This window comes from Bacillus sp. 22475 (genome assembly GCF_052044835.1).
Classification (GTDB): Bacteria; Bacillota; Bacilli; order Bacillales; family Bacillaceae_G; genus Bacillus_A; species Bacillus_A cereus.
The window spans coordinates 100,283-126,601 of record NZ_JBQENW010000012.1; the positions used below are offsets into that span (position 1 = coordinate 100,283).

Sequence of the window (26,319 nt, forward strand, 5' to 3'; positions counted from 1 at the left end):
TATCATTGTTAAGGAGTTCTTTAAGTCTAATTATATTGCATTCCTATATTGTATAACATATAAGTACCTACACCCTCGATATACCTTTCATTGCTCTTCATTCCTAGACGTCGCTTCTCTACCGATTTGCCATATTTCTTTTCTAGTATATAAAAACTAAGTTATAGTGTGAAATTAATGCAATCTGATTTAAATTACTCATCGATTAAACTAAGTAAATCATGATAATATTTTAATAATATTACTTATTTTAATGGGGGTATTTTTTTGAAAAACATAAAACAATCAACAGACCTTGAGTACACATCAATTGAAGTAACTACTAAATTACTTAAAGCAGTACAGGACTTTCAAACTATATTTGATTCATACTTTAATGCCCTGATGGAATATTTAAATGCAGGAATAGTAAGTAACGCAAATCCAAATAAGATCCACGAATACGAATTAGGTCATCCTACCCTATTTAATTTAGCTAATCAACTTCAATTTGCTTATTTACAATTACCTAAAAATCTCCAAAACAGATTATTAGATTTAGAATTTGATGTATTTTTACATTGTAATAATATAGTTGATTTTTATTCTTTTAGGAGCTTCTTGTTAAAAAAACAACGCTTTAACAAAACAAGTACAATTGCAGTAAGAGTAGATGCAGAAATTCAATTAGCTGAAATGCTTATTAAGAATGATTCTTGGAGTAAATTATCGAGATTACCCAAAAGAAATTTCAATTTTTATCAAGAAGAGGAAAATCACCCTAAACTAATGGAAGAATTAAAATTCGATTTAAAAATTCCAGAAACAAATAATATCCAAAGTGAACGAGAAGAGGTTAAAATTTCTGAGGTTAATGAAAATGTAATCATTGCAAGCCCTAGTATTAAAAATAACATTTTTAATACTATCACCGAAAAACTAAAATTTGGCGAAACCATATTGGGATTGAGTAATAGTTATGTTGAGAAAGCAACAAGTATATGGAAACATATAGTTGGATAATAAATTTTTAATTTACTAAGCTCCCGCTCTAAAATTATTTCTTTTCTTTTAGCTATTATGTGGGCAGAAAATTAATAACTTTAAAGAATTTGGAGCCAATCTAAAAAAAAGGGCTCCAAATTCTTATTTTCATCACCTTTTTTAATAATTGGATTAAGACGATACTGTTTAATATATGATATAATTCCACCTGACTTTCCCCAGACGTTTTAGAATAAAATAAAATTTCTAATTCATCAAATGCACCTTTGTTTAATGGGTAAAATCAATAAATAATACATTAAACATAGACTAATTGTAAAATAATTAAATAATCATATACTAATATATACGAGTGTAAAGAAATAAAAGAACTACTTCAATCACTTCCTAAAGAGAAGCAGATTGAGGTTCTTGAGAATCAAGCTTACTTTGAAGCTGTGGCAAAGATGATTGAACAAAACAATTTAATTCTTTTAGAACAGATGAAAGCTCTACAGCTAATTCAGAAATAACAAACTTATGATTAATTAATTCTACATACGCTTCCATAAATAATGTATCTTTATTTATACCATCAGCCTCTGTTTTTACAGGGGCTTTTGTTATGCGTTGATTCATATTTTGAATTTGAATCGTATCTTTCACATGTATGAATAGATCTTCTAATAATCCAGGTGTAGACTCTAACTCCTGCTTTTCAATTTCCTCTGTTACGGCACTTATAAATTCCCATAGTACTTTTGCACCTAGTAGTTCTGCTAATCGTTTTTCACGCATTTCAAATGTTTTCATGTTCATATTTAAACACTTCCCTTATCTAATATTTTCTTAAAAATAATTAATAAATTATTTTGTTTTAGGAAAACAATATAGAAATGAAATTCTCACCCTAATAAGTACACGTATCGTGACATTACTCTTCAAAAAAAAGAGTCCAATCAAAATTTAGTACCTTAGCTATATTCTTTGCAACAGGAACACTTGGATTTCTTTCACTACTTTCAATCATTGCATACATACTTCTAGATATTCTTGCCTTATATGCAACATAATCTTGTGTTTTCTCTTTATTTTTACGTTTTTCCAATAACCAAAACCTCATTATTCCCCCTCTTTCTTTGTCACAAAATGTGTAACTAATGATTATATTACATAATTATAAGTATGAAATCAATGTTTTTTACACATTTCGTGTACTTTGTTAAATGTTACAAATTGTGACGTTATAATTGTTATAGAAAACACCTAAAAGGAGGTAGCATATGTTTGGCACTAGACTACACACTCTTCGAAAAGAACGCAAACTGCGTCAAGAAGACATGGCAAATCAACTAGGGATTGCTCGAACTACATATGCAATGTATGAACAAGGAAATCGAGAACCTGATTATAATACATTGATACAATTAGCGACTTTCTTTGAAGTATCAATTGATTACCTCCTCGGTACAACTGAAATGAGACAAGTTACAGACATACAAGATCCTGAGCTTTATCAATGGTTTGAAGATATAATAAATGCGACTCCTCAAAAGCGTGAGGAATTAAAGAAGTTTTGGGAGTTTATAATACAAAGAGAAGACTAGATTATTTAAACGACCTTCACCTTGGCAGGGTGGCGGTCGTGAGCTCGAGCCTCTCCGGGGTCATACTAAAAAAGAATCACAAACCACCGTTATATGTGGTATTATGATTCTTTTTTCTCTTAAAATTATCTATCTAGATACCTACTGGTCACAATTTGGTCACACTTCAATATAAAATAATACCTTACTCATAACAAAGTATTCTCATCGTTAGTAAATTATCCAATTTAACATTTTAATTAGTATTCAGAGAATCTTGCAATATAACCATTCTTATGCATTCTAAAAATGAATCTTCCTGCTTAGGTCCATTTAAAAATTCCATTCTCGATTTCCTAACCCAACTCGCTCTGTTAGAATCATTAATAGTATCTTCTGGTACTGGGAACGTCTCTTCTAATACATGAGCACATTTCCTCTGCCTAATACCAAATCTAAACCAAGATAGAGCTCCAAGCGAATTGCATCCATTACGAATTGCCAGTGGTAGCGCCTGTAAACTTTCAGGAATTTCTTCATTTTGAAATACGCCCAATTCATTTAAAGCTAAAAAACAACCAGCATCTATTGCTATCGGCTCAATAACTTCTTTAATAAACTTGAAAACCGTAGGTATAGGGTTGGAACCACTACTACGATTTTGACTAGTAATTTCCTTTGCCAATAACAACTCAGCAATTTTTTTATATTCTGCACCTTCCATATATAAACATACTAGTTTTTTTAACTCTTCCCATAATTCCTCCCACTCAGCAGTTATTTCAAAAGTATCCTCCAATAAAATTTGCTTTGTTGTCACATAGTCTCTTATTTTTGTTAGAACTGTTTCTGTTTTAATAGTTTCATCAGGACTAAATTTTATTTTATTTGGATGCATATACGACATTACTTCAAAGAACACATTTAGCCAATCCATTATATTCAATGAAGAAACTTCATCACTTTTTACAAAACCTCGTTTTTCATATGCTTTCCACATCTCTAGAGAACGAAATAAATCTACACCTGCTTTCATTGTTGCTAAATTAAGCCACTCCGGTGTTTCTGAATTATCTAGAAAATCTTCTTTTATTTTTATTATTCGTCCACGTGCAATTTCTAAGGATTCCTCAGTTACAGCTTCTTTCTTTTGAAATACTCCAAAAGTTTTCCCTAGCGTACCACTTATACTATTTTGGTCATCTAATTCTGCTAGAAGTGAGGTTAGTATAAGATCCTCATTAGAAGCATATCCTACATCATATTCACTACTAAGGATATAGTCGATAAATCCCTCAATTGGACTATGCACTTCGAGAGAAGCATCTGGTTCTTTCATAAGATCAAATCCTCGCAAAGTATAGAAGCTTTTACGATCTAACTTTACCGCCAGTGGATCATCTGGAACTAGTACAGCTATTCCTTGATTTGAAAAACCCGGACGCCCTGCCCTACCAAAAGCATTTAATATCATTGACTTCGCCCTATCATTATTAACACCCTGTATATTATCGGTCTCTCGTGGATCCCCCATTTTCATTCCAGCAATAACGACAGCTACTGCCGGTAAATTTAAGCCTTGAGCTAATGTACCTGTCGCAAACATAAGCCTTGCTTTTCCATTACTAAACATATATTCCGATGCAGCTTGTTCCACTTGTAACATCGCACTACTATGTACAGCAATCCCTCGACTTAAATAATCCCATAGTACTGTGTCCAAACCTAATTCTTTATTAGCTATAGTTAAAAAACATTTTACTAATTCAGGTAGCTCCTCAAGATTTCCAACTGCCCCTTCTATCGAACCTTGTACTTTTCCAGCACTACTAAAGGCATGATGTTTACTAGAAAGGATAAAATTAATTACAGGTAGTTCACTGTTTGCTATTTTCTCTGCTAATATACGAGAAGCCGTATTTTTCCAACTTTCAATATCTGGCAGTTTTTCATTCTTGGATACCTTTATTTTGAATGAAGTCGGAATCTGACTTACTTTATAATCATTATCTCCATCTAACGTCCACGGACCCGATAAGCCTGAAATTAACAACATATCATTTTCGAAATACAAGTTCTTCCTATTACCAGTTAACTTATTAGCTCTCTTTTGATACTCTGGATATTTTTCTAATAAATCATTACGGTCAAGTGCAAGCATACTCCTCATTGTTCTTGTCGGTCGCCACCTTATTGGTTCACAAACAGCATTTGAATCATGGACATGTTTTAACCAATCACAAAGTTCTTCACCATTACTAATCATTGCAGACATTAGAAGAAACTTAATATCTTTTGCTAACTCGATTAGGCGGGTTAACAATATATCTGCATTAGTTCCTCTTTTTCGGTCATTAATCAAATGACATTCATCAAAAATACAAAGCGTACAATTTTCAAATTTTTCAGGGTATAATCTTAGAGCAAGAGCACACTTCTCAGGAGTCATTACTGCTACAAACTTCTCTTCAAAGCCAATTTCCTCTTCACTAAGTGTCGTGTACTCTTCTCCTCCAACAAATGAGCGTATTGTTATATCATTAAATTCTATTAATGCCTCTTTCAAGTCTCTACGTATTTGATGAACTAGAGCATTTGTTGGAGCTAGATACAGCACCCATCCCCTAGCCAACGCTTGTACCATAGCCATTTCAGCAACAAAACTTTTCCCACTTCCCGTTGGCATCGTAACAACACAATCTTTAGATGGGCCAGGTAAGCATTGCTTAACATACGAAATTGCTGAAGGCCAAAGAAAAGGTCTACCTCTCTTATGGATAGTTCCTTTTGCCCTACTTATAAGATATCTCTGGAACTCTTCTCTATACCTTTCATTCGCACCATTAGGGAACGGCGTTGCATGTAGTAATGATCTGAAACGGGTCTTCTGAATAGCAACAGCTAGAATCGAACTGAAATGATAAACATCTGAATATTCTGTATTACGTCTATCGTGTTCAACTGATGATGCCTTTCTTACTTTTTCTAATATCTGCATACATTGAAATAATCCATTTTGATCTGTGCCTTTTAACCATGAAATATAATAATTAACTGATTCTATAAGTTTAATATAGAAAGTAATCCTAATCTTCTCCATTAATTCATCATACTTCTCAGAGAATTCTATTTTGGGTGCAGTTATAGGAAATACGAGACCCTTGTCCAATTCACCATTAATAAATGTTCTAAGAATTTGTAGAAGTAATGTAGAGCTCTGGCCAATATCCAAATACGTTAAACCTCTAATATCAATTTTATCTTGAAATTTTAGCACTTCAAGTGTTGATTTCGCATTAATGTCAAAACCGCCTATCATGTATAAAAGGGCAGACTCTAAAGCAATATAATTTTTATAATGTTTAAAGTGATCTCTTAATTCTTCCTCTTCTTTATCATCTAAAAGACTTAACAGGCTATTTAACAAAGATAGTGCTTCTGCTGCTACAAACGCACAGGCAGATTCGACTTCTTCTGAAACTTCTAGTCCGTTAATTTTATCAAACACAGCTATACTTTCCATTGTATCTGCTAATTTCCTTAGCATATCTCGAACTTCTAGCAAATCCTGATGTAGCAGTTCTTCTTTAACACCCAATTTCAGCTGAGTAATAAACAAATACCCCTTTGTTAAAGCCCTTCTGTAAGAAGCTGAATCAAACTCATCTAAATCAGGAACTTTACTGAGCAATTCTTGAGCATATTTATCATACATTTTAAAGCCCCCTTACAAATTTACGCATCTCTTCTGAGACTTCATTAAAAAAACGTTCGAAATCGTTAACAATATTTGGCATTATAATGATATTATCTTTTGTTAGTTCCAAACTGGTAAATGCATCGCGGTTTTTAGACCAATCTATTTCTACTGAACTATCATAATGAGGATTGGGTATATAAGTACGTATCTGTCGCCAAAATGTACCCACTATGTATCTCTGTTTCTCACGAGGCAAAACACTACGAATATTACTAACATCTTGTCTAATCCTAGTCGTATGCTCCTCACCATCGATTTCTTGAAAGAATTTTAATGCCTTTCTAATCGCCCTATTAGGATCATCCTTATAGGCTTTAGATTCTATTAATGATATTCCTATTTGTTCTTCATTTTCATAAATAACTAAACCATCAAGCCCATGATCCTTTGCTTTAACATGTACAGGGCCAATTGCAATAATATTTCCATTTGGGTGCAATTCCGTTCTTTCCTTAGCTATAAACATACAAAGGTGCCAAATCGCTTCAGCCAACCATGGATTTCTTTCATCACGTATTTTGATATCTGTTAAGCTATTTTCGTTTTCCCCTACTAATTCATATACGCTGTTCAATATATCTAGCTTTCCCTCAGGAGTGTCATCAAACAGTACAGAACAGATATTTAAAGCAACATCTAATGCACTTGCCCGCAAACCTACTAAATAATGCCCGATAGAACGCAAGGTATTTTCGTTATCATTCCATCCACTCACTACCAATGTTCTATGAGTCGAAGAGTCATACTCCTCTAAAGTAACATGACTCTTAAGATACTCTACCGCTTCTTCAACAGCAATATCTATTTTTTGATTAAGAGACCTACTATTTTCATTATCTGCAATTTCCATACCGGATATCATCCTCTCTATAGCTAAAATAGCTTTATGACAAAGACCACACGAAATTTCACTAAAATTCACAATAATCATTATACCATTAACTATTATTATCGTATGCCTATCAAAATACAATTTAAACCATAAACCGACTCATTTCGAAATTCAGAAAGAAGAAGTTCATTTAACTACCGCGCTTTGCTTGCTACCCTCTACAAAATAATTTAGGATGTTGTCCTAAATCATTTCGTAAAGGATACAATTCAGCTATTTATTTCACGGCTTTTGTTTCGAATGAAAAATTCTATTATATTAAAATTACGTTATTCGTTTTAATACTCGCTTATCATTTTTGTTTTTTTAATTCACTCTCTTTCCAACCATTAAACTCATAATAAAAAAGTTCAGGATCATATGCCTTAAGATCATACATAGATGTTGCATCTAAACGTTTAGATAAATCTAAATGAAACCCAGCATATTTCTTCTTAACAGGATATAAAGGATATCCCATAATAAAAGCAAGTTCTGTCCAATCAATTAAATTATTTTTATTACCACAACACACTTTTACATCTTCACATCTATAAACACTCTCACACTTCGTACAATAGCAATAAGACATCAATAATCTCCTTCAAATGTTTTTATTTAATCAGCGTTTCATTCTTAAACAAACTCTTGAAAAGCCGGATTAGATTCCCATTTTTTATCACTTACTAAGTCTATGAAATAGCTTATTACTTCCATATTATTTTTATTGCGTATAAATCCAATAGGATCATTATCCTTCAATAATTCAGCAATTGAATTAAGTAAAAGAAACGTAATTTTAATTGAAGATAAAGCTGTACTCCTAGCCTTCAAAAAGGAAATAAGGCCAATAATTATTAATGATATAAATTCACATTTTTTATTGTGGAATAAATATCCAAAATATATGCTATAATCTTTATAATTAATACTACTTTTAATTTAACAAGAGGTGAAAAAATGGTTCAGTCAATAATCCAATCAGAACTTCGCGAACAAGCTGGATCAAATAGCTTTAATAGATTTGATTATCAAGCTCATTGGACTCTTTACCATATGATTGAGGAATATAAAAAAAATATACCTTTTTATGTTTTTTGTGAATTTCATGATGATATGACTAAAACGGAACTTTCTGAACACCCTTCATGTGCAGAGTTTTTCCAAGTAAAAACAACAGAAAGTTTTAAAGAATGGACATTGAAAAGACTATTCAGGACATACAAAAAACCAAATGGAGATTTTAAGCACTCGTTTTTAGGTTTCTTATTCTATAATTTTTTAAAATTCAAAGATGAATGTACTAAATGTCATTTTGTTTCTAATATAGATATGGATGAAGATGTGAGAAAATGGCAGGCTGTTATTGAAGATAAGAAGCTACTAAAAAAGAAAGAACCTAAATTATATAATGAGATAAAAGCATTTCTAAAAATAGAGTATCCTAGTCTAAAAGAGCCTGAATTTACGTCAGTTTTTGATACATTCATTCAAAATACTTTCTTATATTACGGTGGACTTCCTTTAGAAAATTATGAAAAAAGTGTTGCAGGTGCCTTCTTCATTATGCTTGATAATGAAGATATTTTAACCTCAACAGGAAATAGAATTTTTAAAGATATATTAGAGGATGTAAGGAAAAAAAGTAAGAAAAAAATTAAAACACCTATTAGTTATAAATCTCTTAAAGAAGAAAAAGGAATTTCTTCAGAATCATTCTCTAGAATAAAAGATCAAGTTGCTACATTCTCAAAAAGTGAACAAGTATATCAAGATATAAAAATCAATTTTGAATCTCGCTTAGGTAAAATGAAAATGAAAATGTTAATTAGATTATTAGAAAAACATAAACGAAAAGTATTAGATAGTTCCAATGTTTTGTATTTGGAATCTTCCGAAGATATACTAGAAGCTATTGATGATATCCTATTAGATCACTACGATAAACTAGATGATTTAGATTTTGTTACAAAAAATATATTAAATGAGGTATTAGAAAAAAGTATTACTTTAATTGATGACGGAATTGGCATTAATAAAGTGTTAGTGGAGGCATTATTCTATGAAAGAATCGTTTCGTAAACAAAGAAAAATTAATCAATATAAAATACTGATTAGAAAACTTAGATTACAAAAAGAAGGTGTCCAAAATGAACAGATTAACTCTAAAAAAACTAATAGTAATTAGTGAAAGTGAAAAGAAATCTAGAGAAATCGAATTTAAAGAAGGCCTTAACATTATTATTGGAAAAAATAAAACTGGAAAATCTTCTCTTATTAAAAGTATTTTTTTCACTTTTGGATGTGAGGTTAAATTTGAGGATGAGTGGAAAAAATTAATCGATAAATACCTACTATATTTCCAATATGGAAATGAGTATTTTTGTATATTAAGAATAAATAAATCATATAAAATCTTTAAAACAAATCAAGAGTTTACTAGTTATCAATTAATAATTGAAACTAATTCTTTTCATGACTATAGTAAAGAATTAATGAAACTATTAGGTATATCCATGGATTGTTTAACAAAGAGTGGAAACCCAATAACAATAACTCCTCCTTTATTATTTAGATTTCAATATATCGATCAGGACAAAGGCTGGGAGAAAATTGGTCAAAGCTTCACAAATATGCAATATATTAAAGACTGGGATAGCAATACAAATAAATATGTTGTAGGATTCCTTAATGAAGAATTTTATAAAACAAAAAGAGACCGAGATATTATTAAAACAGACATCGTAAACTATGATATAAAAATAAATCATTTTGAGGAATTTATAAAAAATCTATCAGCATCAATAAACAAATCCAATACTGAAGATACTTTTGATAAAGACGATAATAATAGATACTCTAACAATAAAGAGCTAAACCAAAGTCTTGTGAACAAAATGGACTCCATTGAGAAAGAAATCTTAGAACTAGTAGAAAAACTCTCTAAAATAAAAAATAAACGCTATGAAAAAACCTTAGAGCTCAATTTTATAAAAGAAAATGTAAAAGAGCTAGAGGCAGATCACACATTCGCTATTCACGAAGATCCTAATTTAAAATGTCCGTTTTGTGGCTCTGTGCATGAAAACTCTTTAGAGAATAGAATTGAAATCGTTAAAGATATACAGACAGGTAGTGAATTAGTAGCACTCTTCCGATCGGAGATAAAAGAACTAGATTCAAAAATACATAAACTAAGTACAAGAAAAAAACAGTTAACACTAAACTATAAATCTCTTAAAAAGAATGTTGAACAAGTAAAAGAAAATGTATCTATTATCAAATCTTACCAAGATCAAGGAAAAATCGAAATGATTGATTCGAGTATAAAACAAAAAGAAGAAATTATTTTAGCAAGAGATACTAAAAACAGTCAAAAATTAATATTTGATGACCAATTAAATCAACTGAAATCTCCACAAAGAAGAAACTTGATCTCCCAAGCATTAAAATCTTATTGTATGACTGTTTACGATATCTTAAATATCCCTTCTTCTTTCATAAAACTAAGAGATTTCGTACAAACTTTACAAAAAACTGGAAGTGACAATCCAAGAATGATTTATGCATATCATATTTCTCTCTACTTATATAATTTAAATAGAGAACACAGTCCATTTAACTTTTTAGTAATAGATACCCCTAACCAACAAGGTCAAGATGAAGAAAACTTAAAAAGTATTGATTCAGCATTAAGTTTATTAACGTCAGAAAATGGCCAAGTAATAATTGGAACAGAAAGAGAAACCGGACATGAAAAAAACGCTAATAAAGTGACCTATTTAATTGAAGAAAGAAGATGTCTTACTAGCATAAATTACAAAGATCACATCGACCTTTTACGTTTACTTTTATAATTGATAATTGTTGTTCGCATATTGGTCACACAATATAGGAAACATAAGGAATTTTATGATTACAAAACAGTAAGGTTATAAAAGCATATTACTTGCATTACCTTGACAGTGTAGAGTTCATGAGTTCGATCCTCTCCGAGTTCATAGTTGTAGAAACCGTGCCAAATTAATATTTGATACGGTTTTTATTTGCCTAAACTCGTATTCTAAAACATCAGTGTTCACAGAATTGTTCACATTCCCTACAATATCTCTTCTATTATGTTAACTGCATACCCTGCAATAAATCCCCACGTTGGAGCAGCCTTCAAAATTTAATATACTTTTTCTCTGCTAACTTCATTATCCATATGCAAATTAATTTTATTAACCCTATATCCATGCTCACATATATATTTTATCAAATCATAACCCAATAGGTTATACAATCTCTTTTTCAATTCAGCCCCCCTGCTTTATCTAATTAAAGCTTATTATATTACTTTATAAAACCAATTTATTTTTAATTTAAACTTCATCAATTTTGAAGGCTGTTTTGCATATTCAAATATCAAGCTCATTGAAAGAACTCCGTCGAATCACTGTTTAATTTCACAACCAAACTTATTTTTTAAGTTACCTAGTTCATTTTAATCGTAGTCTCTACAACTTTATTATAGTTACGTGTAATACTTTCTATAAAAAATGAAATATGATACAAACAAAACATCATAAAACTTTTTTCAACAAAAGAAAAAAACTAAAACAAATATACACTCTTACATTAATTCCCTATCACTTACAGTAGCAGTTTCCTGTAAAAAATGGAAAATGTTTTATTGAAAAATAATAATATATAAATTATTATTTTAAGTAGAAAAATATATATCGGAGGTTAAACATGACCTATACAGCAATTAGTAAAGAACTTGCTATAAGAACTAAGAAATTAAATAAATTATTACCTGATGTTTTAAAAGTAACTGGTTTTACCCAACAACAGCTTAATGCTAAAATTGGCGGCAAACATGCTGAATTCATGGATATTACAAATGCAGTCATTTTGGACCCCGACCATTTTGTTGCTCTCTGGATGGAAGGGTTAATTAAAACCTTAGATTCTAAGGGGGCTAGAAAAAAAGATAGTAACAATTATGAGCTGCTTCAATTGATACAAAAACATAAGGTAATGCGCGAATATACCTTTATCTTCTTAGAAAGAACCTATTTAAGAAATTTCACATCATTATCAAAAAAGCGTCCTAGATTAGAGGAAGCAACCATGTGGATTGGTCAAAAAAACGCATCTTATGGACTTCTTGTAACCCCTAGGTTTAGCAATGGCAATTGGGAGAACGACCAAAGTGAAATAAGACATTTCAAAAAGAATTATTGGACAATTGGTCATGTAGTAGAAACTGGTCTAGTAATACCCTTTACTGAGGAAAAAATTGAATTTTATGATATTGAGCAGTATTTATCATTCTTTAAAAACACAATGGTTAGGGCTTCTGGTTCACAATATGAAATGGCAATTGCAGAAAGATATTGTGACTTCGTAAGAAATTCAGAAGAACCCGAAAATGTTCCGTTATTAATTCCAGAATTTCGATATGATGGAATTGCCGATAATCATAAATATAGGCTTGATTTTACTATAATTGACCCAAAGACTTTAAATAAATATGGCTTTGAATTATCCCCATGGTCAACTCATGGTTATCTTAAAAATACAAAAGGAAAGTTACAAAAGGAAATAAATGCAGAAGCACAACAAAATTTTGAAAAAGAAATGGAAAAGCATAAATCATATTTTAAAAAATACGATATCTTTGTATTGATATACACAGATACGAATTTGACAGATATTGATGGGATTTTTACAGATATGTCAAAATATCTAAACCCCCAGTCAATTCAAACACAATTAAAATATCATATTCTTGACGAATTACTTAAATATGAATAAAAATAGACCGTCAAACAATGTTTGACGGTTTTTTGTGTTGTATTTATCTCGGATAATAAATTTATTCTATTTTCCCTATGAATTATCTTTCATATTTTTGCTATAGTATAAGACAAGGAGCATTAAATACTGACTGGCTGTTTTAATAAATTAATTATGAGGTGATTTCAAATGAGTAGAAATGCTAACTATCTTTCATACCATAAATCAATAACTACAGAATTCAAAGCTATCCAAGACAGAATCAGATACTTTATAGGAGATGCTCATTGGGGAGAGGATGGTAGATTTAAAGAATTGTTGTTAATGAACCATCTAAAAAAAGTTTTGCCATCTAATGTTTCTGTTGGAACAGGTTTCGTTAGAAATGGTAGAGAAATTACAAGTCAAATTGACCTTATTATATATAATAATAGTATTCCTACCCTTTTTTCTGAAGGTGATTTTGTAATTGTTCTTCCAGAAAGTGTATATGGAATAATAGAGATAAAATCAACAATAACTGCGAATTCAAAATTTATTAATGCCATTAATAAAGCAAATAGGAATGGAATGATTATTAAAAAGAAAATCTTTAATGGAATTTTTGGATATGAAAATACTATTCGATTTTCAGAAGAATACAATTTTACAAATGGAGTCAAACAAGCCTTAATAAATAATAAAGGTTATCTTAATCATATTTCATTTGGTTCAGATATCTTTATGAAATATTGGGAAAAAGGTAATACAATTGAAAATGATGGTGTCCACTGCTTTTCTTTTTACAAACTTACGAACTTATCCTTTGGATATTTCATTTCAAATTTAATAGAGTTTATACATCTTAATAGTAGTAGCTTGGATTTAAGTGAGGAATTTCAAGACTTTCTATATCCAATTGAAAATGGGAAAGAATCATGTAGATTAAGCGGCTTAGAAATAAAGTTATTTGACAATGAAAATAACCCACAAAGTTGAGAGTATAATCAAGAAAAAATTCACTTATGAACCAAATTAAGGTATCTATTGATATTGGAGATGGACCAATTAAAGAAAGACTTTTAATGAAATCAAATTACTGCAGAAGATGTAGTAGAAGCAATCCAAAGTTTAAGTGATAAAGAAAAGTAGAAGTTATTAGAAATTTTATATGACGAATACTACAATTCAACACATAAAAAAGGATTTCATGTAGATTATTAAGATGAAAAGTAACTCTCATAATCCTAAAATAAACCAAAACCTATCAAAAGACTCAATGTCTACTTTTATAAAACTTAAAGTGAAATCACATCAAATCAATTTGAGAAACTGTTTTCCGACAACCTAAATAAAATCGGCTCATAATTAATAATACTTCAGGTAATCCAAATAAAAAAGAAATCGTACCTGCGTACTTTTACAGATATGATTTCTTTTTTATTTATAAACTACTGAACAAAAATTGTTATTTTACGAATAAGAACAATAGGATAATTACTAAAATGTATATCTCTTATACTCCACTTCCAACCTCTTGTTCTTCTTCAATATTAAGGTATTCCTTAGTCTCTTTAACTTTAGAAGGATCAACAATCGTTAAGTTTATTTTAGATCACGCCCCATTAGGATCTAGAAATAATTTCCAATAGCGTAAAGTTACTGAGTATATATTATAATCGCTATTTTTTGCATACAATACTCAATAGTTTCTTCATTAAAGACCGCATAGACATCTATATCTGAATAGTTTTGATTGTTTAGTTTAGCTTTTGAAAAAATTGGTCTTCTCCCTTTTTTTCAACAAATAAGTTGAAGGTATTCTTTTAAATATCTCCTTTGGAGTGGTTTGTTATTAAATATTTTATTACAAACCCAGTCGCTGTATATCCAGATAATTCGATACTTTTCAAAAAAACTTGTAAAACAAGAAAAATTATAGCTTCCTCTACATAAGTACTATTCCTTCTTTTTGATTGAAGCTTTCTTGTCCAACTAGCGACCGGTCGTTCTACTACCTCTATTTTCATAGAATAAACTAAATAGCTTATTAAATTTGTATTTCCTTCTTCAATTGCATTTAATGATAAATGTCTGTATATCAAAAGCTCACCAATTCTCTGTAGATCTTGAAGTAGTTCTCTTTCGCAAAATTTCTCAATCTGTTCTATTCCCGTTCGAAATAGCACAGATTTGTTAGAATCTAAATACAAAATTAATTGATGTAAAATTGTATGAAAATCCTTTTTTAAATCAGGTAATTGATCCGTAGGTTCTAATGAAAAGTATACATCAATACATTTCGGAATCTCTGCATGACAAGTATTAGCATTTAGGGATTTAATTAAAGCCACGCGATGTGTTAATAAAGATTTATGTAAGCTTACATAATCATTTTGCAAAGCCTCATTGAGTAATTGAGCAGGTACTTTTTCATGTAGTCTTGCATCCAAAAAAACTAATATTTCTTGTGTAACTTCCTGGTTAATTAATAAAAAAAATCGTTTAAGTGATTTAAAGGAATCGTTATATACTTCCATCATATTTTTTTCAACACAAACTATTGAAGTTTGATAGTAAGTTTCAATTAAAAATGCCAAATACTTAAATAAACTCTTGCTAATAATAGATTCCTTATTTAAAATCACTATTTGATTTATAACCACATTAATATTTGAAAGTAATGCATTCAAAAGGTTTCTTATATCAATACTGTTTATCAGCTTTCTAATAATATTTATTCCGTAAAAAATACTGAAAAAAGGCAAAGCAGACCGAATTAATAACCTTACATATTTATGCGGATCACTATAAAAACTATTCAAGTTATTTATATCAAATGAGTTAGCAAAAGCTTTTCCATAGAGAGTGTTATATAAAATTAAACCTTATCCAATTAAAAAATTAATATTTCCGGCGGTAACATTGCTTCATCAGAGTTAATAAACCTTATCCATAAATACCTTCATAACCTTAAATTTCATAACAAGTATTATTATGTATTTATATATTTTTAATTTTAATCAAGACCTGATGGTGTTATCATAAATTATAATAATAGATTTCAATAAAATAGACATACGGAGGTCAAACAAATGGGCCCAAATGTGGGGAACCGACAGGTTGAAAGAAAAGGAATTCGCTTAGTCGATGAAGCGATAAACGATGAATTATGTTGGATTTTCCGAGAACAACCTACCGATGATTATGGGATAGATGCACACTTAGAACTGGTTGAGAATAGTACTGCGACCGGAAAATTAATAGCACTACAAATAAAATCTGGTGAAAGCTTCTTTAAAATGAAAAATAAAGAAGGCTTTTATTTCTACGGTGAAATGAAACATTTAACTTATTGGCTTAAGCATTCACTACCGGTTATATTAGTGCTGTGTGATGTAAAAAATGGAATTTGTTACTGGGAACATATTATCGAAGAAAAAATAAAACGAACAAAAAGCGGTTGGAAAATTCTTGTACCATCTAATCAAATATTAAACTTTAACTCTAAATCTAAATTACAGACAATTGCTGAAAACCAAACAGATTATGAAAGAAGATTTCACAAGTTAGTAATGGATAAAGTATGGATGAATGAAATAAAACGAGGTAATAAACTGGTATTAGAATCAGAAGAGTGGATAAATAAGTCATCTGGTAAAGGCTCCTTAACGTTAAAAATTATTGATGAGGATACCGAATATGAAAGGGTAGAATTTAACTATCCAACTATATATTTTCCCATGATGTCTTATAAAGAAGTTTTTACACACTTATTCCCATGGGCTGAGATCTCTGCTGATGAGGATTATTATGAAGAATATGATAAGGATACATTTTTAGAAAATCATGGAATTTGGGATAATGAAAATGGAGAGTATCATTATGACAGGGAATTTTATAGAGATTGGATAAAAAGGTTACCTCCAATTAGGCCTTATAAAAATATTTCTGGGGAAGTCGATCATTACAGGCTTGCGTTAGAGATTAATGATATTGGAAATGCTTTTCTCTTACTTGATAACTTTCTAAATACCGGAGCTGTAGATAATATGTCAAATGTTGAAGAATATTCAGATGATGATCCGACAAATATATTTTAAATCTAATTAATAAACTACTCTAAATATATTTAGAGTAGTTTATTTTTGGGCTTCCGTTGAAAACATAGCGTCAATGACACGATATAAACAACCAATTCTCTCAAAAAATATCTTAAAGATTAATTATTTTTAGAGCATCCACTGCCTTGTAACTCTTTAGCATTCCTTCAAATTCATTTCTTTATCTGTTTAATCATCAATATGTAAATCAATTACATCAACATTGAACTCTAACTATTCAATTAAAAAGAGACACCATTAAAATATAACTTTAGATTAAAACGTTTTTTCTAAAGCACTTGGTTCACATAATGACTCTACACTCTTCGAGCTTACTAAACAACTTATTTAATACTGCTTAAATAGATTGTTTTACCTTAATATCGTAAACTAACCGCCCTGCAAATTAGGAGCGGTTTTTGTTCATGATCTAATAATAGAAGTGTTTCATTTGAGAACATTAAGTCATTGTCTTGGTATTGCTCACATTGACTCAGCATCTATTTAAATACGACTGTTTTTTATTTCTTTAGCTTCACTACTATTGATGCAGGTAGTATAGTAGTAATTTTCTTAAACTTGATTTTCTTTTTCATCCAATTAAAAACGTCTTCCCATCATGACTTAACGTTTGGCTAATTTCTATGTATTCCTTTTCTAAATCAACCTCTCCCCCCCCCCTAACAATTCATCTTGTCGTATTTCAGTCACAGCAGCCTTGTGAAAGACAATAGCATACCTAACATCCTGTGCAGCTTTTAAAAATAATTGTACTTCCTGTTCGTTCTACATAGTTAACTCTTTCCTATCAGCTTTAGACAACTTTGTTTTCGCTGCAATAATTTAAGTAACCAACTTCAAGTTTATAGTATATTTCAGAGCATTCCGAATGACTTTGATTGCCTTCTTAATTCTCTCTCGCATTAAACCTTCATCTCGTAGTGAATTGACGTAGTTTTGCATATGCAATGATTAAGCTTTGCAAATTTGATATTTCCTAGTGAAGAAATAATACGACTGTTTGAATACCAACACTGTGCCTCTTCGTATTAAACCAACTCTCAAGGTATTCACCATAAAGTATTTTACTACGTTCTACATATGTTCCATTATGAAATTTTGAAAGTATTAATGTTGCAACCATCTTATATTTTAAATATACTTTTACAAATTAACTTTTACTCAAAATGATTTTTCATAAGCATTTGAACATATTTATACTCCTTGAAAAATAGTTTTGTACACATTAAAAGCCACCTTTATATTACAATTAAATAATACAACATTTATTTAATTTTTTTATACGAATATAAAAATAATGGTATTCAAAGAAATACATTTTAAATTTTGTATTTCTTTGAATACCGGATAAAGTTACCCATTTCGTTTTAGTTCAACTATATATATTAATTATAAAACTTCTTTTACATTTAGCTTTTTATGTTTAAGTCCATATTTACTAAATTTATATCTTATATATCTTGAAATATTGTCTTCATGAGTTGAAAGAATGATTTGTCGTTCCCTAAATTCATTTCGAAGTAATTCAACCAAAGAAGCCATATTGATATCGTCCATTGTCTGTACTGGATCATCAATAAGAAGTAAACCTAAATTATTATTGCTATAAATTTTGTTTAAAGTAAGTGTGAAAGCAATGACTAAAGCGGAAAGTTGTCCCGAACTTAGATAGTTTATTGCATCATGGTCAGTTTCGGAATTAGCAACAAATTTCAATCCACCCGTTGTATTTTGGATAAATAACCCCATACCTCTTTGATAGTATTGTAATAGACGTCCGCTATAAATGTAAAAAAGGATTTCTATATCATTAATTATTTTCAACTCATATTCATTAATACAAGAACTGTATACATCTCTTATTTTCTTCGCCTTCTCAAATTTTAGTTGAAGATATTCCAACTTCTCTGTCTCTTTTCTAATAAGATTGCCAATTTCACCTTGCTTCTTGTATAAATTTTGTTCATAACACCAATTTAAATATTTTATTTTGTGTTCTATATCTTTGTTATCTATTTTACTAATTAATTCTGCTTCACCTTTAAATATATTGTTATATATCATATAAAATTTATTATATATCAATTCATATTCATCAATTTTCCAATCTACTTTTCCCTTTAGTTTTTCTATTTCCTGCGATAAAGCATTTACTTTTACTAATATTTCTTCTTCCTTAACAAAAGATAATCCCTGATTAACAATAGAGTCTATGTCAATCTCCTTTTTTCCACACCATTCTAAGAATTTTACGACCATATCTCTATTTTTCATTGATATGGTTAGCTGTTCATAAAAATCTTGTTTTATTTGCGGGGTAACATTAATTAAATAGTTGTTTATTTCTTTAATAATTGGTTCAAAATAATCAACAGATAATATTTTTGAATAACCTTCAATCTCTTTTGCATCCTCATCATACATATAACTATATTTCTGTTTCTTATTTTCTATATTTCTAATTAGTTCTTCGCTATCCGTCCATTCATGCCCACACATAGGACATTCCTTATCTCCATCATCTGTAAAATTTATGTACTGATTGAATTTTTCCAATAACCGCTGCCTAATTTCATTCAAGTCCATTACTATTTGTGAAACACCGTTCATTCTTTTTTTCAAGTATTCAATTTTATCTAAAATAATTTCTATTGAAGGTATATCGATCTCAATCTTAAGAATTTTTTCAAGATCAATTAGGTCTCTTTTCTCCATACTTTCCCATGAACCTTTTTCTTCTAATTGACTTTTTACTTTATATACCCTTTGTTGCTGCTGATATAAAATACTTATTTCTTCAAAATTCGATAGTTGTGAACCTATTATAATCGTATCTTTAATTAAATTTTTGTTCATTAAAATAGAATCTATTCCCTTATTGTGCTTAGCATGTATAAAATCATCGTAACCATTAATAAATTCTCTTAGTTCCATCAATTCTTTTATATAGTTATTTCTCTGATCCTCACTTTGTACAACTAAATCCTTTTTATCCCATTCTCCTAAGCATTTCCCTTCTATAATTGGTTTATGTTCTAACACATTGGTTATCTCAACTGGTAGCTTAATATTATTTTCTTCTGCTCTTAATAAATTTAATTGTTTATTTAAATCCTTTATTTCTTTATTAAGTATTTTTATTACTTTTTTTATATACTCTAATTCTTGTTTTTCTTTCTTAGTGTTAAAAAGATGATTTATTTCATCTCTACGTCTTTTTTCCGAATCTTTCAAATATCTAGTACTTTCTTCTTGCTGTATATAATAATACAAGTTATACAATCTACTTAAATCATCTGTCCCAAAAAAGGCTTCGACATCATTTTGATTTTTTTTATTTTTTTCAGATATAGTTTCTTCAAAATCTTCAAGAATATGTGTATCAAAAATAGAAAAATTAGTTGGTTTACGCTGTGTGATTGGTACATATTTTTCAACTGGTAGTCTTTTCACTATTGTTACTCTATTATTTTGTTCGTTTATAAGTTCTACTTTAATGAGAATTTCCCCAGAAGAATCGCCATCTTTACAAAATAGTATATCCTTATATGTCCTTCTTCCATCATCATCTTTTATCCTTGATATATTTCCTGTTATAACTAATTCCAGAGTATCAAAAATGGTTGTCTTACCAAAACCATTCGGACCATCTAAAACCACAATGTCAGTACTTTCAAACTTAACAGTCGCTTCCTTAACTAACTTGAAATTTTTAATATATAACTTATTAATTCTATATTTAGTCAATGATTATACCTCCTTTCGCGTATATTTTTTTTAATATTTGTTCTTCTTCATCTTCCTCCAATAAATTTCCATATGTAATACAGTCTTTTTTCAATTCATTTAGCTCTTCATCTAATTTATTCTTAATTTTCTCTTGGAGATTTTCCATTTGTTTTTCCTTACCAATTTCCGTAGATAAAAAAGGCAATTTAATGAATATTTTAGTTATTAAATCATATACAGTATCATTCATATAATTTTTAAAATTATAAAAGCGAGCATTATCTATTAGTATTTTATTTAATACATTTTTTATCCCTTCCACAGGTATTAGCATTCTATATTTAGGTAATAGTAATTCCTTACTAAGCATTTGAACTTGCTCATCCGAGTATATTAATACATATTTCTTAAAATCATATGGATTCTCTTCAATTTCATAAATATCTTTTTGCATCTCTACATCTATTTCCTTATTGTAATTTAAACAAACTAATAGGGAAAAGTTTTTTTCCATATTACTATTGTAAAATACTTCATTTTTCATGTACTCAAGAAAAGCACTGTAATCTGCTTCCTCCAAAAAATTTTTTACATTTTCTTTAATAAAAACAACTAAGTAGTAATTAACTTTACAATCAATTCTACTAATTGCTAAAAAAGTTTTTTCATTAACCAATTGAACCTCTTCAATAACATTAAAATCTGCATTATTAAAAATATTTTTTAGTAAATCTCTCATTAATTAAGCTCCTCCTTTGAAGTATTAATAGTAACCATTCTAATTTTTTTCATTCTGGTAATTCTATCTTCTTCTCTATTATTCACATCCACTTCACCCATTTCAGATGGAGAAATTTCGTTAATTTTCTCTGCAAAGTGCGCAATTGATTCCATTTCGATCCGCTCGGATATCATAGTGTCAATATGAAATAAATAATCTAACATAGTCTCATTATTTAATATTTTTCTTGCGATATTCCTAGCCTGCCTGTCACTAGCATTTATTGCAGTTGGCAAATATATTTTGTTATCCAAAATATATTTAATTTCATTTCTATCTTTTTCGGGAGCTCTTTTGATTGTATTAATTGCATTAAAGAAACTATCGTATAAACCATATTTCGGTAATAACGTATGACAAGAACTTAGATTTAGTACATTTACCTTTTCATTTGGAGAAATCATTTTACAAAATAATAGAAAATCATCTTTTTCTAGAGCCGATATATAATTTACTATTAATAAAAAGCTTTCTATTTCTTCTTTAGTAGATTCTTGTTCATTTAAATCCACTAAAAATTCTTCAGCACTCCCACAAAATATTTTTTTTAGTTCCTGTATATAATATTCCCCACTACTTTCTTCATAATTTTCGAATAATACTGCTAAAATATCAGAAAATGCCACACAATCAATATCAGTCCTTGATTGATTATTTTGTGTAACTAGTCCCTGCTGTATTTTTGAATGTCTTTTAAGAACATTTATATGTATAAGTTCTGATAGTAATAAATAAGTAATATCAATTTGGGTAGATGTTTTAGGAACATTCTCTAATTTGTTAATATATTCACCTATTCGTTTTTTAATTAGCCCATCTATTTCTGTTAATTCACAGTAGTTTTTCTCTCCCTCATATGAATATGAAGCAAATTTAGAATGCACTTCATCAAAAACATTATTTTGTAGAATCACTTCTTTATAACAAGTACTTTTGTCTCCAGCTTCTAACGCCTTAATATTTTCTGAATCGTGAGTTACTGCCATAACAGTATGCAAGTATGAATTTTGTATATTAAAATGATATGATTTCCCTAATAACATCCATATAGCATCACTATAAAGACTTAAATTATTACTTTTATAAGCTTTTACCTGATGTATTGAAACATATTCTTCATTTTTTTTTATTGCAATATCTTCAATCCATTCTAACTCTAATTTATATGGACTTGCCTCTTCAAAACTTATAATATTTTTTTCATTTATTAAATCTAGAGCTATTAATAAAGCTACTTGCCCCTGATGATTAAATCCACTCCAAGTCGGAGTTGCATCATGATAGTGTTTTTTACTATCTAGCGTAGACATTCTATCCCTCCTAAAATTTAAATATGGTAAATTCAATAAGTCCATTATTAAGTTATCATTAGATGGTTTATTTTACTAGAAATAAATTTCTAATTTTCTCCATTAAATAAAATGTTCCCCCTTGCCTATTCAATCTTAACCATTCTAAAACTAATAAATCTAGCTTTTCCTCGATGCTTCACAAAATTTATTTATCCCTCATCTTTAAATAAGTGACTGTAGCTTATAGTATAAATGCTCTAACTTGCATCAGATCATTAAAAAATAGAATCTATTAAGAAAGTCTTTTGAAGTATTATGTATTGTTAACGTTAACCAACACTCTACATTTATTCCTGTACATTTTATCTAAAGTTCCCTAATAGCATACATTTTATATTTTATATATACAAACAATAAAATTACCTTTATATTCTCTATATATAGATGATAAAATATAACAAATAAGATTTAATAGAAAGTAGGTAAAAACATGCAGGATTGGGAAAGCTATTTTTTTCAACCAAAACCATTAGAAAAAATTATTAATAACGCTTTAGTTGTAGTCGACACTAATGTACTTTTATCTGCGTATCAATGGAGAGAAGTCACAGTTAATGAAGTACTTAACATATTAAAAAAGTTAAACAATGAAAATAGACTTAGAATTCCTGAACAAGTTATAAAAGAGTTCGCTAAACGCCGCCCAACAGAAATAATACAGCGAATTAATGAAATTGATAACATTGTATCTCAACTACAAAAACCTAAACCTTTAAATCAACGAGTACCTATGCTAGAAGGTTTAGAAGTTTATAAAAATGTTATTAATTTGCAAGAAAAATATGTTGAAAATTTAAATGAATATAAAAAAGGGTTACTTGAAATTAAACAAAGACTTAAAGAATTGTTCAATAATGATCCAATATTAGACAGTATTAAAGAAATTTGCACAAATGCAAAGTATACACCTGAGAATTTTAGTAATGAAAAAGAATTAACTAAAATTGCTAAAGAAAGGTTTGCAGAGAAAAAACCACCTGGCTACAAAGATGGAAAAAAAGAAGAAAATAGTGAAGGTGATTATATTGTCTGGGCTCATATATTAAACTTATCCTCAGACGTTATCTTCATCTCTGCAGAGAAGAAGATTGATTGGGCTTACACAGATAAGCATAATAATGTTGTAAATGTAAGAAGAGAACTTGTAGAAGAGTTTAGTAGAGAAACCAATGGAAAGACATTTTGTTTTATTAACCCAAAAGATTTTATAAAACTAATAAATCCTAATATTAGCAATGAAGTAATTGAAGATTTAGGATTAAAATTAGACTTTGATAGTTATTATGACAATCTCAAGAGTAGACATAGTCACAATATACACAATCAGGTGAATAAAATTCTTAATTACTATGATCCGTTCAGTATAGCAGATATTGCTCATAATGAATATGAAATGGAAGCTACGCTAATTATGGATTTATTTCCACAAGTAACTACTGAATCAGAAATGATAATAGGGGTAAGAAACATATTTATAGACCAGTTTTTTGAAGGTGCACAAACCTCTTTAGAGGCAATGACGCCTATCGGAAAAAAATTATATGAATTAAAACTAGAAGTTGATGAGTTTAATTCTAAACGTGATTAACAATCATTATAAGGATAGTATGACCAATAGTATATTGATCATACTATTCTGTTTATATGATTAAATTTCTATATTCTCTTTCGCTTTTTTCACAAATAAAATGTGCATCCTTTCTAAGGTCCTTATTATTTTTAGTCATTTGAAAAAATTCAAGATACAGTACATATAAAATACAGTTAGGCTTTTGAAGCTGAAGGTTTATTATCGTTTCTAGCATCTATAAGAATGATATTATTTGCTTTTTGCAAACCAAGTTCATGTAATATGTTATTTACCTTTGTTACATCACCCTCAGAAAAGTACAAAATTACTTTTATAGATTTTTTTGTTTCATTAGCATTTTCATATATTTCCACCTGATTCTGCAAGTTTCTCCGTAACTGAGAGTTACTAGCTAATTTAAATTCGATAATGGTCTTATCCTTATTCCCCTTAGATATTTTAAAATCAACTGGCCCTCTTCCATTATTTACTTCTCTATTTACATCTGAATCAGTTGCAAACCAAGTCAATCTATATAAGATTTGTAAATCTTCTTCTTTTTTTATAGGAATGCCCTTTGAATAAAATATTCGATAACCATCATTATTTTCAATAACATGCTTTAAAAACATGACTCTCTTCATCGATTCATCAAAAGTATCATCTTGTATTTTATAAAAATCTGTTTTCTTTTCAAGCAATTCAATAAGTTCCTTAAACTTAGCTATATAAAACAGAGTAGATTCTTTTACTTTTTCACTACTCATTACTTGCGCTTTATCTCCTTGTTGTTCTTTAAACTTTATATAATAATCTACTAACTCAGGATACTCAGATATTACTCTATTTACTGCAATACTCCGATCTTTGGTGGACGGTTTTTTAGGAAGTATTGAAGTAAAATAATTATTGATTTGAAACCTTAATTGTTCATTATCAATGCAGCTTGGAATTAATGAAAAATCCTTTACCAAGTCAGATTTATTTATCCAGGTATCATCTTTTGTTAAGATATCAATTGGAGTTAAGAGTACATAATCACCATTCATAAACGGTAAATGAAATGTGTCGCTTTCCCAAGTTTCTGTTTTATAATTAAACCTCACGTTTTTAACTGAAACCTTCTTCACAAATTTTACATTTAGATATTGTAAAGCGAAATTCTGGGTATATGTTAGAAGATATTCATGGATTAATCTAGTTGTAAAATCACTAATATTGTCTTTACCCACCTTGTCCTTTATGATACAAAGCTTTTCAAGATGACTGCTTCTCGTGACTTTCTCCTTTCCAAAATTTGAGAGCACGCTATTTAAGTTACTATGTAATGCAACTGCAAACCCCTTACCTAAACCACTCCCTCCATTACCACTCTTTGAAAATCCCAACCAGTTTTGCTTAATCTCAGGAAACATGAACCAAGATTTCAATAAACCTAAGGAAATCGTACCTTCTTGAGCTTTATCTCTTAGGAATCCAAGATATCTTACCATATTTTCGTGTAACACCTGATACTCTTCCTTTGGACTATTAAATAGAAGAAAGGGGTCAATAAATAAAGGAAGGTCATTTATAAGTGATACATCAAATGCACCATACTCCTCAAGTACTTTTGGCTCTACTTCGAAAAAATCAGAAAAATAAACTTTTACATCCACTATTCTGCCCCCTTGTTATATAGAATATATTTTAAATCTTAAATTAACTTTCGGTATATTACAATTAATATTATAATTAAGAATAAAATAAACATTAATTATTTTGTGCGTTTATAAAACTCTCTCCAAAATTTCAATTAAACATTTTTATTGATACAA

18 protein-coding genes are annotated in these 26,319 nt (G+C 29.3%); 8 read left to right on the top strand and 10 right to left on the bottom strand.

The window, feature by feature from the left end:
• Nucleotides 1-267 precede the first annotated feature (267 nt).
• Nucleotides 268-1,002, top strand: a complete 735-nt coding sequence (locus ACTJJY_RS19370; protein WP_440606310.1) for a hypothetical protein — start codon at nucleotides 268-270, stop codon at nucleotides 1,000-1,002.
• A gap of 369 nt (nucleotides 1,003-1,371) precedes the next feature.
• Here ACTJJY_RS19370 and ACTJJY_RS19375 read toward each other — a convergent pair whose 3' ends face one another.
• On the bottom strand, nucleotides 1,372-1,782 hold the full coding sequence (locus ACTJJY_RS19375; RefSeq protein ID WP_440606311.1) for a hypothetical protein: 411 nt from the start codon (nucleotides 1,780-1,782) through the stop codon (nucleotides 1,372-1,374).
• Between the two features lie 115 nt (nucleotides 1,783-1,897).
• Nucleotides 1,898-2,086, bottom strand: coding sequence for a helix-turn-helix transcriptional regulator (locus ACTJJY_RS19380; RefSeq protein WP_098913928.1), 189 nt, complete (start codon nucleotides 2,084-2,086; stop codon nucleotides 1,898-1,900).
• 160 nt (nucleotides 2,087-2,246) lie between these two features.
• On the opposite strand from ACTJJY_RS19380, the gene ACTJJY_RS19385 reads away from it, so the two are divergent.
• The gene (locus tag ACTJJY_RS19385; RefSeq protein WP_086398214.1) at nucleotides 2,247-2,570 is read left to right on the top strand and encodes a helix-turn-helix domain-containing protein; all 324 of its coding nucleotides are present in this window, start codon (nucleotides 2,247-2,249) and stop codon (nucleotides 2,568-2,570) included.
• Nucleotides 2,571-2,805: 235 nt separating this feature from the next.
• Here the strand turns inward: ACTJJY_RS19385 and ACTJJY_RS19390 are convergent, their stop codons facing one another.
• The 3 genes from ACTJJY_RS19390 to ACTJJY_RS19400 form a co-directional block, all read right to left on the bottom strand.
• Entirely contained in the window at nucleotides 2,806-6,264 is a 3,459-nt protein-coding gene (locus tag ACTJJY_RS19390; protein ID WP_440606312.1) for a DEAD/DEAH box helicase, read from the bottom strand.
• 1 nt (nucleotide 6,265) lies between these two features.
• Complete coding sequence (locus ACTJJY_RS19395; RefSeq protein WP_440606313.1) at nucleotides 6,266-7,159, bottom strand: hypothetical protein; 894 nt, start codon at nucleotides 7,157-7,159, stop codon at nucleotides 6,266-6,268.
• A gap of 334 nt (nucleotides 7,160-7,493) precedes the next feature.
• A complete protein-coding gene (locus ACTJJY_RS19400; RefSeq protein WP_440606314.1) occupies nucleotides 7,494-7,772 on the bottom strand; it encodes an aldehyde dehydrogenase in 279 nt (92 codons plus the stop codon).
• A gap of 368 nt (nucleotides 7,773-8,140) precedes the next feature.
• Here ACTJJY_RS19400 and ACTJJY_RS19405 point away from each other — a divergent pair, with 368 nt between their 5' ends.
• The 4 genes from ACTJJY_RS19405 (at nucleotide 8,141) to ACTJJY_RS19420 (ending at nucleotide 13,945) form a co-directional block, all read left to right on the top strand.
• The gene (locus ACTJJY_RS19405) at nucleotides 8,141-9,262 is read left to right on the top strand and encodes a dsDNA nuclease domain-containing protein (RefSeq protein ID WP_327900082.1); all 1,122 of its coding nucleotides are present in this window, start codon (nucleotides 8,141-8,143) and stop codon (nucleotides 9,260-9,262) included.
• 68 nt (nucleotides 9,263-9,330) lie between these two features.
• Complete coding sequence (locus ACTJJY_RS19410) at nucleotides 9,331-11,037, top strand: hypothetical protein (RefSeq protein ID WP_440606315.1); 1,707 nt, start codon at nucleotides 9,331-9,333, stop codon at nucleotides 11,035-11,037.
• Between the two features lie 880 nt (nucleotides 11,038-11,917).
• On the top strand, nucleotides 11,918-12,985 hold the full coding sequence (locus ACTJJY_RS19415) for a hypothetical protein (RefSeq protein WP_440606316.1): 1,068 nt from the start codon (nucleotides 11,918-11,920) through the stop codon (nucleotides 12,983-12,985).
• 171 nt (nucleotides 12,986-13,156) lie between these two features.
• Nucleotides 13,157-13,945 (top strand): DUF6602 domain-containing protein, encoded by a 789-nt coding sequence (locus ACTJJY_RS19420; RefSeq protein WP_440606317.1) that lies wholly within the window; start codon nucleotides 13,157-13,159, stop codon nucleotides 13,943-13,945.
• An 827-nt stretch (nucleotides 13,946-14,772) separates the two neighbouring features.
• Here the strand turns inward: ACTJJY_RS19420 and ACTJJY_RS19425 are convergent.
• On the bottom strand, nucleotides 14,773-15,639 hold the full coding sequence (locus ACTJJY_RS19425; protein ID WP_440606318.1) for a hypothetical protein: 867 nt from the start codon (nucleotides 15,637-15,639) through the stop codon (nucleotides 14,773-14,775).
• Between the two features lie 402 nt (nucleotides 15,640-16,041).
• Here ACTJJY_RS19425 and ACTJJY_RS19430 point away from each other — a divergent pair, with 402 nt between their 5' ends.
• On the top strand, nucleotides 16,042-17,049 hold the full coding sequence (locus ACTJJY_RS19430; RefSeq protein WP_440606319.1) for a DUF4365 domain-containing protein: 1,008 nt from the start codon (nucleotides 16,042-16,044) through the stop codon (nucleotides 17,047-17,049).
• 1,410 nt (nucleotides 17,050-18,459) lie between these two features.
• Here ACTJJY_RS19430 and ACTJJY_RS19435 read toward each other — a convergent pair.
• From ACTJJY_RS19435 to ACTJJY_RS19445, 3 genes are read right to left on the bottom strand one after another with little or no spacing between them, the layout of a single operon-like run.
• The gene (locus ACTJJY_RS19435; RefSeq protein ID WP_440606320.1) at nucleotides 18,460-20,817 is read right to left on the bottom strand and encodes an AAA family ATPase; all 2,358 of its coding nucleotides are present in this window, start codon (nucleotides 20,815-20,817) and stop codon (nucleotides 18,460-18,462) included.
• Entirely contained in the window at nucleotides 20,810-21,538 is a 729-nt protein-coding gene (locus ACTJJY_RS19440) for an ABC-three component system middle component 1 (protein WP_440606321.1), read from the bottom strand. The genes ACTJJY_RS19435 and ACTJJY_RS19440 overlap by 8 nt, the downstream gene beginning before the upstream one ends.
• Nucleotides 21,538-22,890: an ABC-three component system protein gene (locus tag ACTJJY_RS19445; protein ID WP_440606322.1), complete on the bottom strand. Its 1,353-nt coding sequence runs from the start codon at nucleotides 22,888-22,890 to the stop codon at nucleotides 21,538-21,540. The genes ACTJJY_RS19440 and ACTJJY_RS19445 overlap by 1 nt, the downstream gene beginning before the upstream one ends.
• A gap of 472 nt (nucleotides 22,891-23,362) precedes the next feature.
• Between ACTJJY_RS19445 and ACTJJY_RS19450 the strand changes: the two genes are divergently transcribed.
• Entirely contained in the window at nucleotides 23,363-24,520 is a 1,158-nt protein-coding gene (locus tag ACTJJY_RS19450; RefSeq protein WP_440606323.1) for a PIN-like domain-containing protein, read from the top strand.
• A gap of 176 nt (nucleotides 24,521-24,696) precedes the next feature.
• Here ACTJJY_RS19450 and ACTJJY_RS19455 read toward each other — a convergent pair whose 3' ends face one another.
• Nucleotides 24,697-26,160: a hypothetical protein gene (locus ACTJJY_RS19455; RefSeq protein WP_440606324.1), complete on the bottom strand. Its 1,464-nt coding sequence runs from the start codon at nucleotides 26,158-26,160 to the stop codon at nucleotides 24,697-24,699.
• Between the last annotated feature and the right edge of the window lie 159 nt (nucleotides 26,161-26,319).

What these genes read in the sequence shown, in the direction of transcription:
- ACTJJY_RS19375 (WP_440606311.1), bottom strand. Translation starts at nt 1,782, where the DNA reads ATGAACATGAAAACATTTGAAATGCGTGAAAAACGATTAGCAGAACTA.
- ACTJJY_RS19380 (WP_098913928.1), bottom strand. Translation starts at nt 2,086, where the DNA reads ATGAGGTTTTGGTTATTGGAAAAACGTAAAAATAAAGAGAAAACACAA.
- ACTJJY_RS19385 (WP_086398214.1), top strand. Translation starts at nt 2,247, where the DNA reads ATGTTTGGCACTAGACTACACACTCTTCGAAAAGAACGCAAACTGCGT.
- ACTJJY_RS19390 (WP_440606312.1), bottom strand. Translation starts at nt 6,264, where the DNA reads ATGTATGATAAATATGCTCAAGAATTGCTCAGTAAAGTTCCTGATTTA.
- ACTJJY_RS19395 (WP_440606313.1), bottom strand. Translation starts at nt 7,159, where the DNA reads ATGGAAATTGCAGATAATGAAAATAGTAGGTCTCTTAATCAAAAAATA.
- ACTJJY_RS19400 (WP_440606314.1), bottom strand. Translation starts at nt 7,772, where the DNA reads ATGTCTTATTGCTATTGTACGAAGTGTGAGAGTGTTTATAGATGTGAA.
- ACTJJY_RS19405 (WP_327900082.1), top strand. Translation starts at nt 8,141, where the DNA reads ATGGTTCAGTCAATAATCCAATCAGAACTTCGCGAACAAGCTGGATCA.
- ACTJJY_RS19410 (WP_440606315.1), top strand. Translation starts at nt 9,331, where the DNA reads ATGAACAGATTAACTCTAAAAAAACTAATAGTAATTAGTGAAAGTGAA.
- ACTJJY_RS19415 (WP_440606316.1), top strand. Translation starts at nt 11,918, where the DNA reads ATGACCTATACAGCAATTAGTAAAGAACTTGCTATAAGAACTAAGAAA.
- ACTJJY_RS19420 (WP_440606317.1), top strand. Translation starts at nt 13,157, where the DNA reads ATGAGTAGAAATGCTAACTATCTTTCATACCATAAATCAATAACTACA.
- ACTJJY_RS19430 (WP_440606319.1), top strand. Translation starts at nt 16,042, where the DNA reads ATGGGCCCAAATGTGGGGAACCGACAGGTTGAAAGAAAAGGAATTCGC.
- ACTJJY_RS19440 (WP_440606321.1), bottom strand. Translation starts at nt 21,538, where the DNA reads ATGAGAGATTTACTAAAAAATATTTTTAATAATGCAGATTTTAATGTT.
- ACTJJY_RS19445 (WP_440606322.1), bottom strand. Translation starts at nt 22,890, where the DNA reads ATGTCTACGCTAGATAGTAAAAAACACTATCATGATGCAACTCCGACT.
- ACTJJY_RS19450 (WP_440606323.1), top strand. Translation starts at nt 23,363, where the DNA reads ATGCAGGATTGGGAAAGCTATTTTTTTCAACCAAAACCATTAGAAAAA.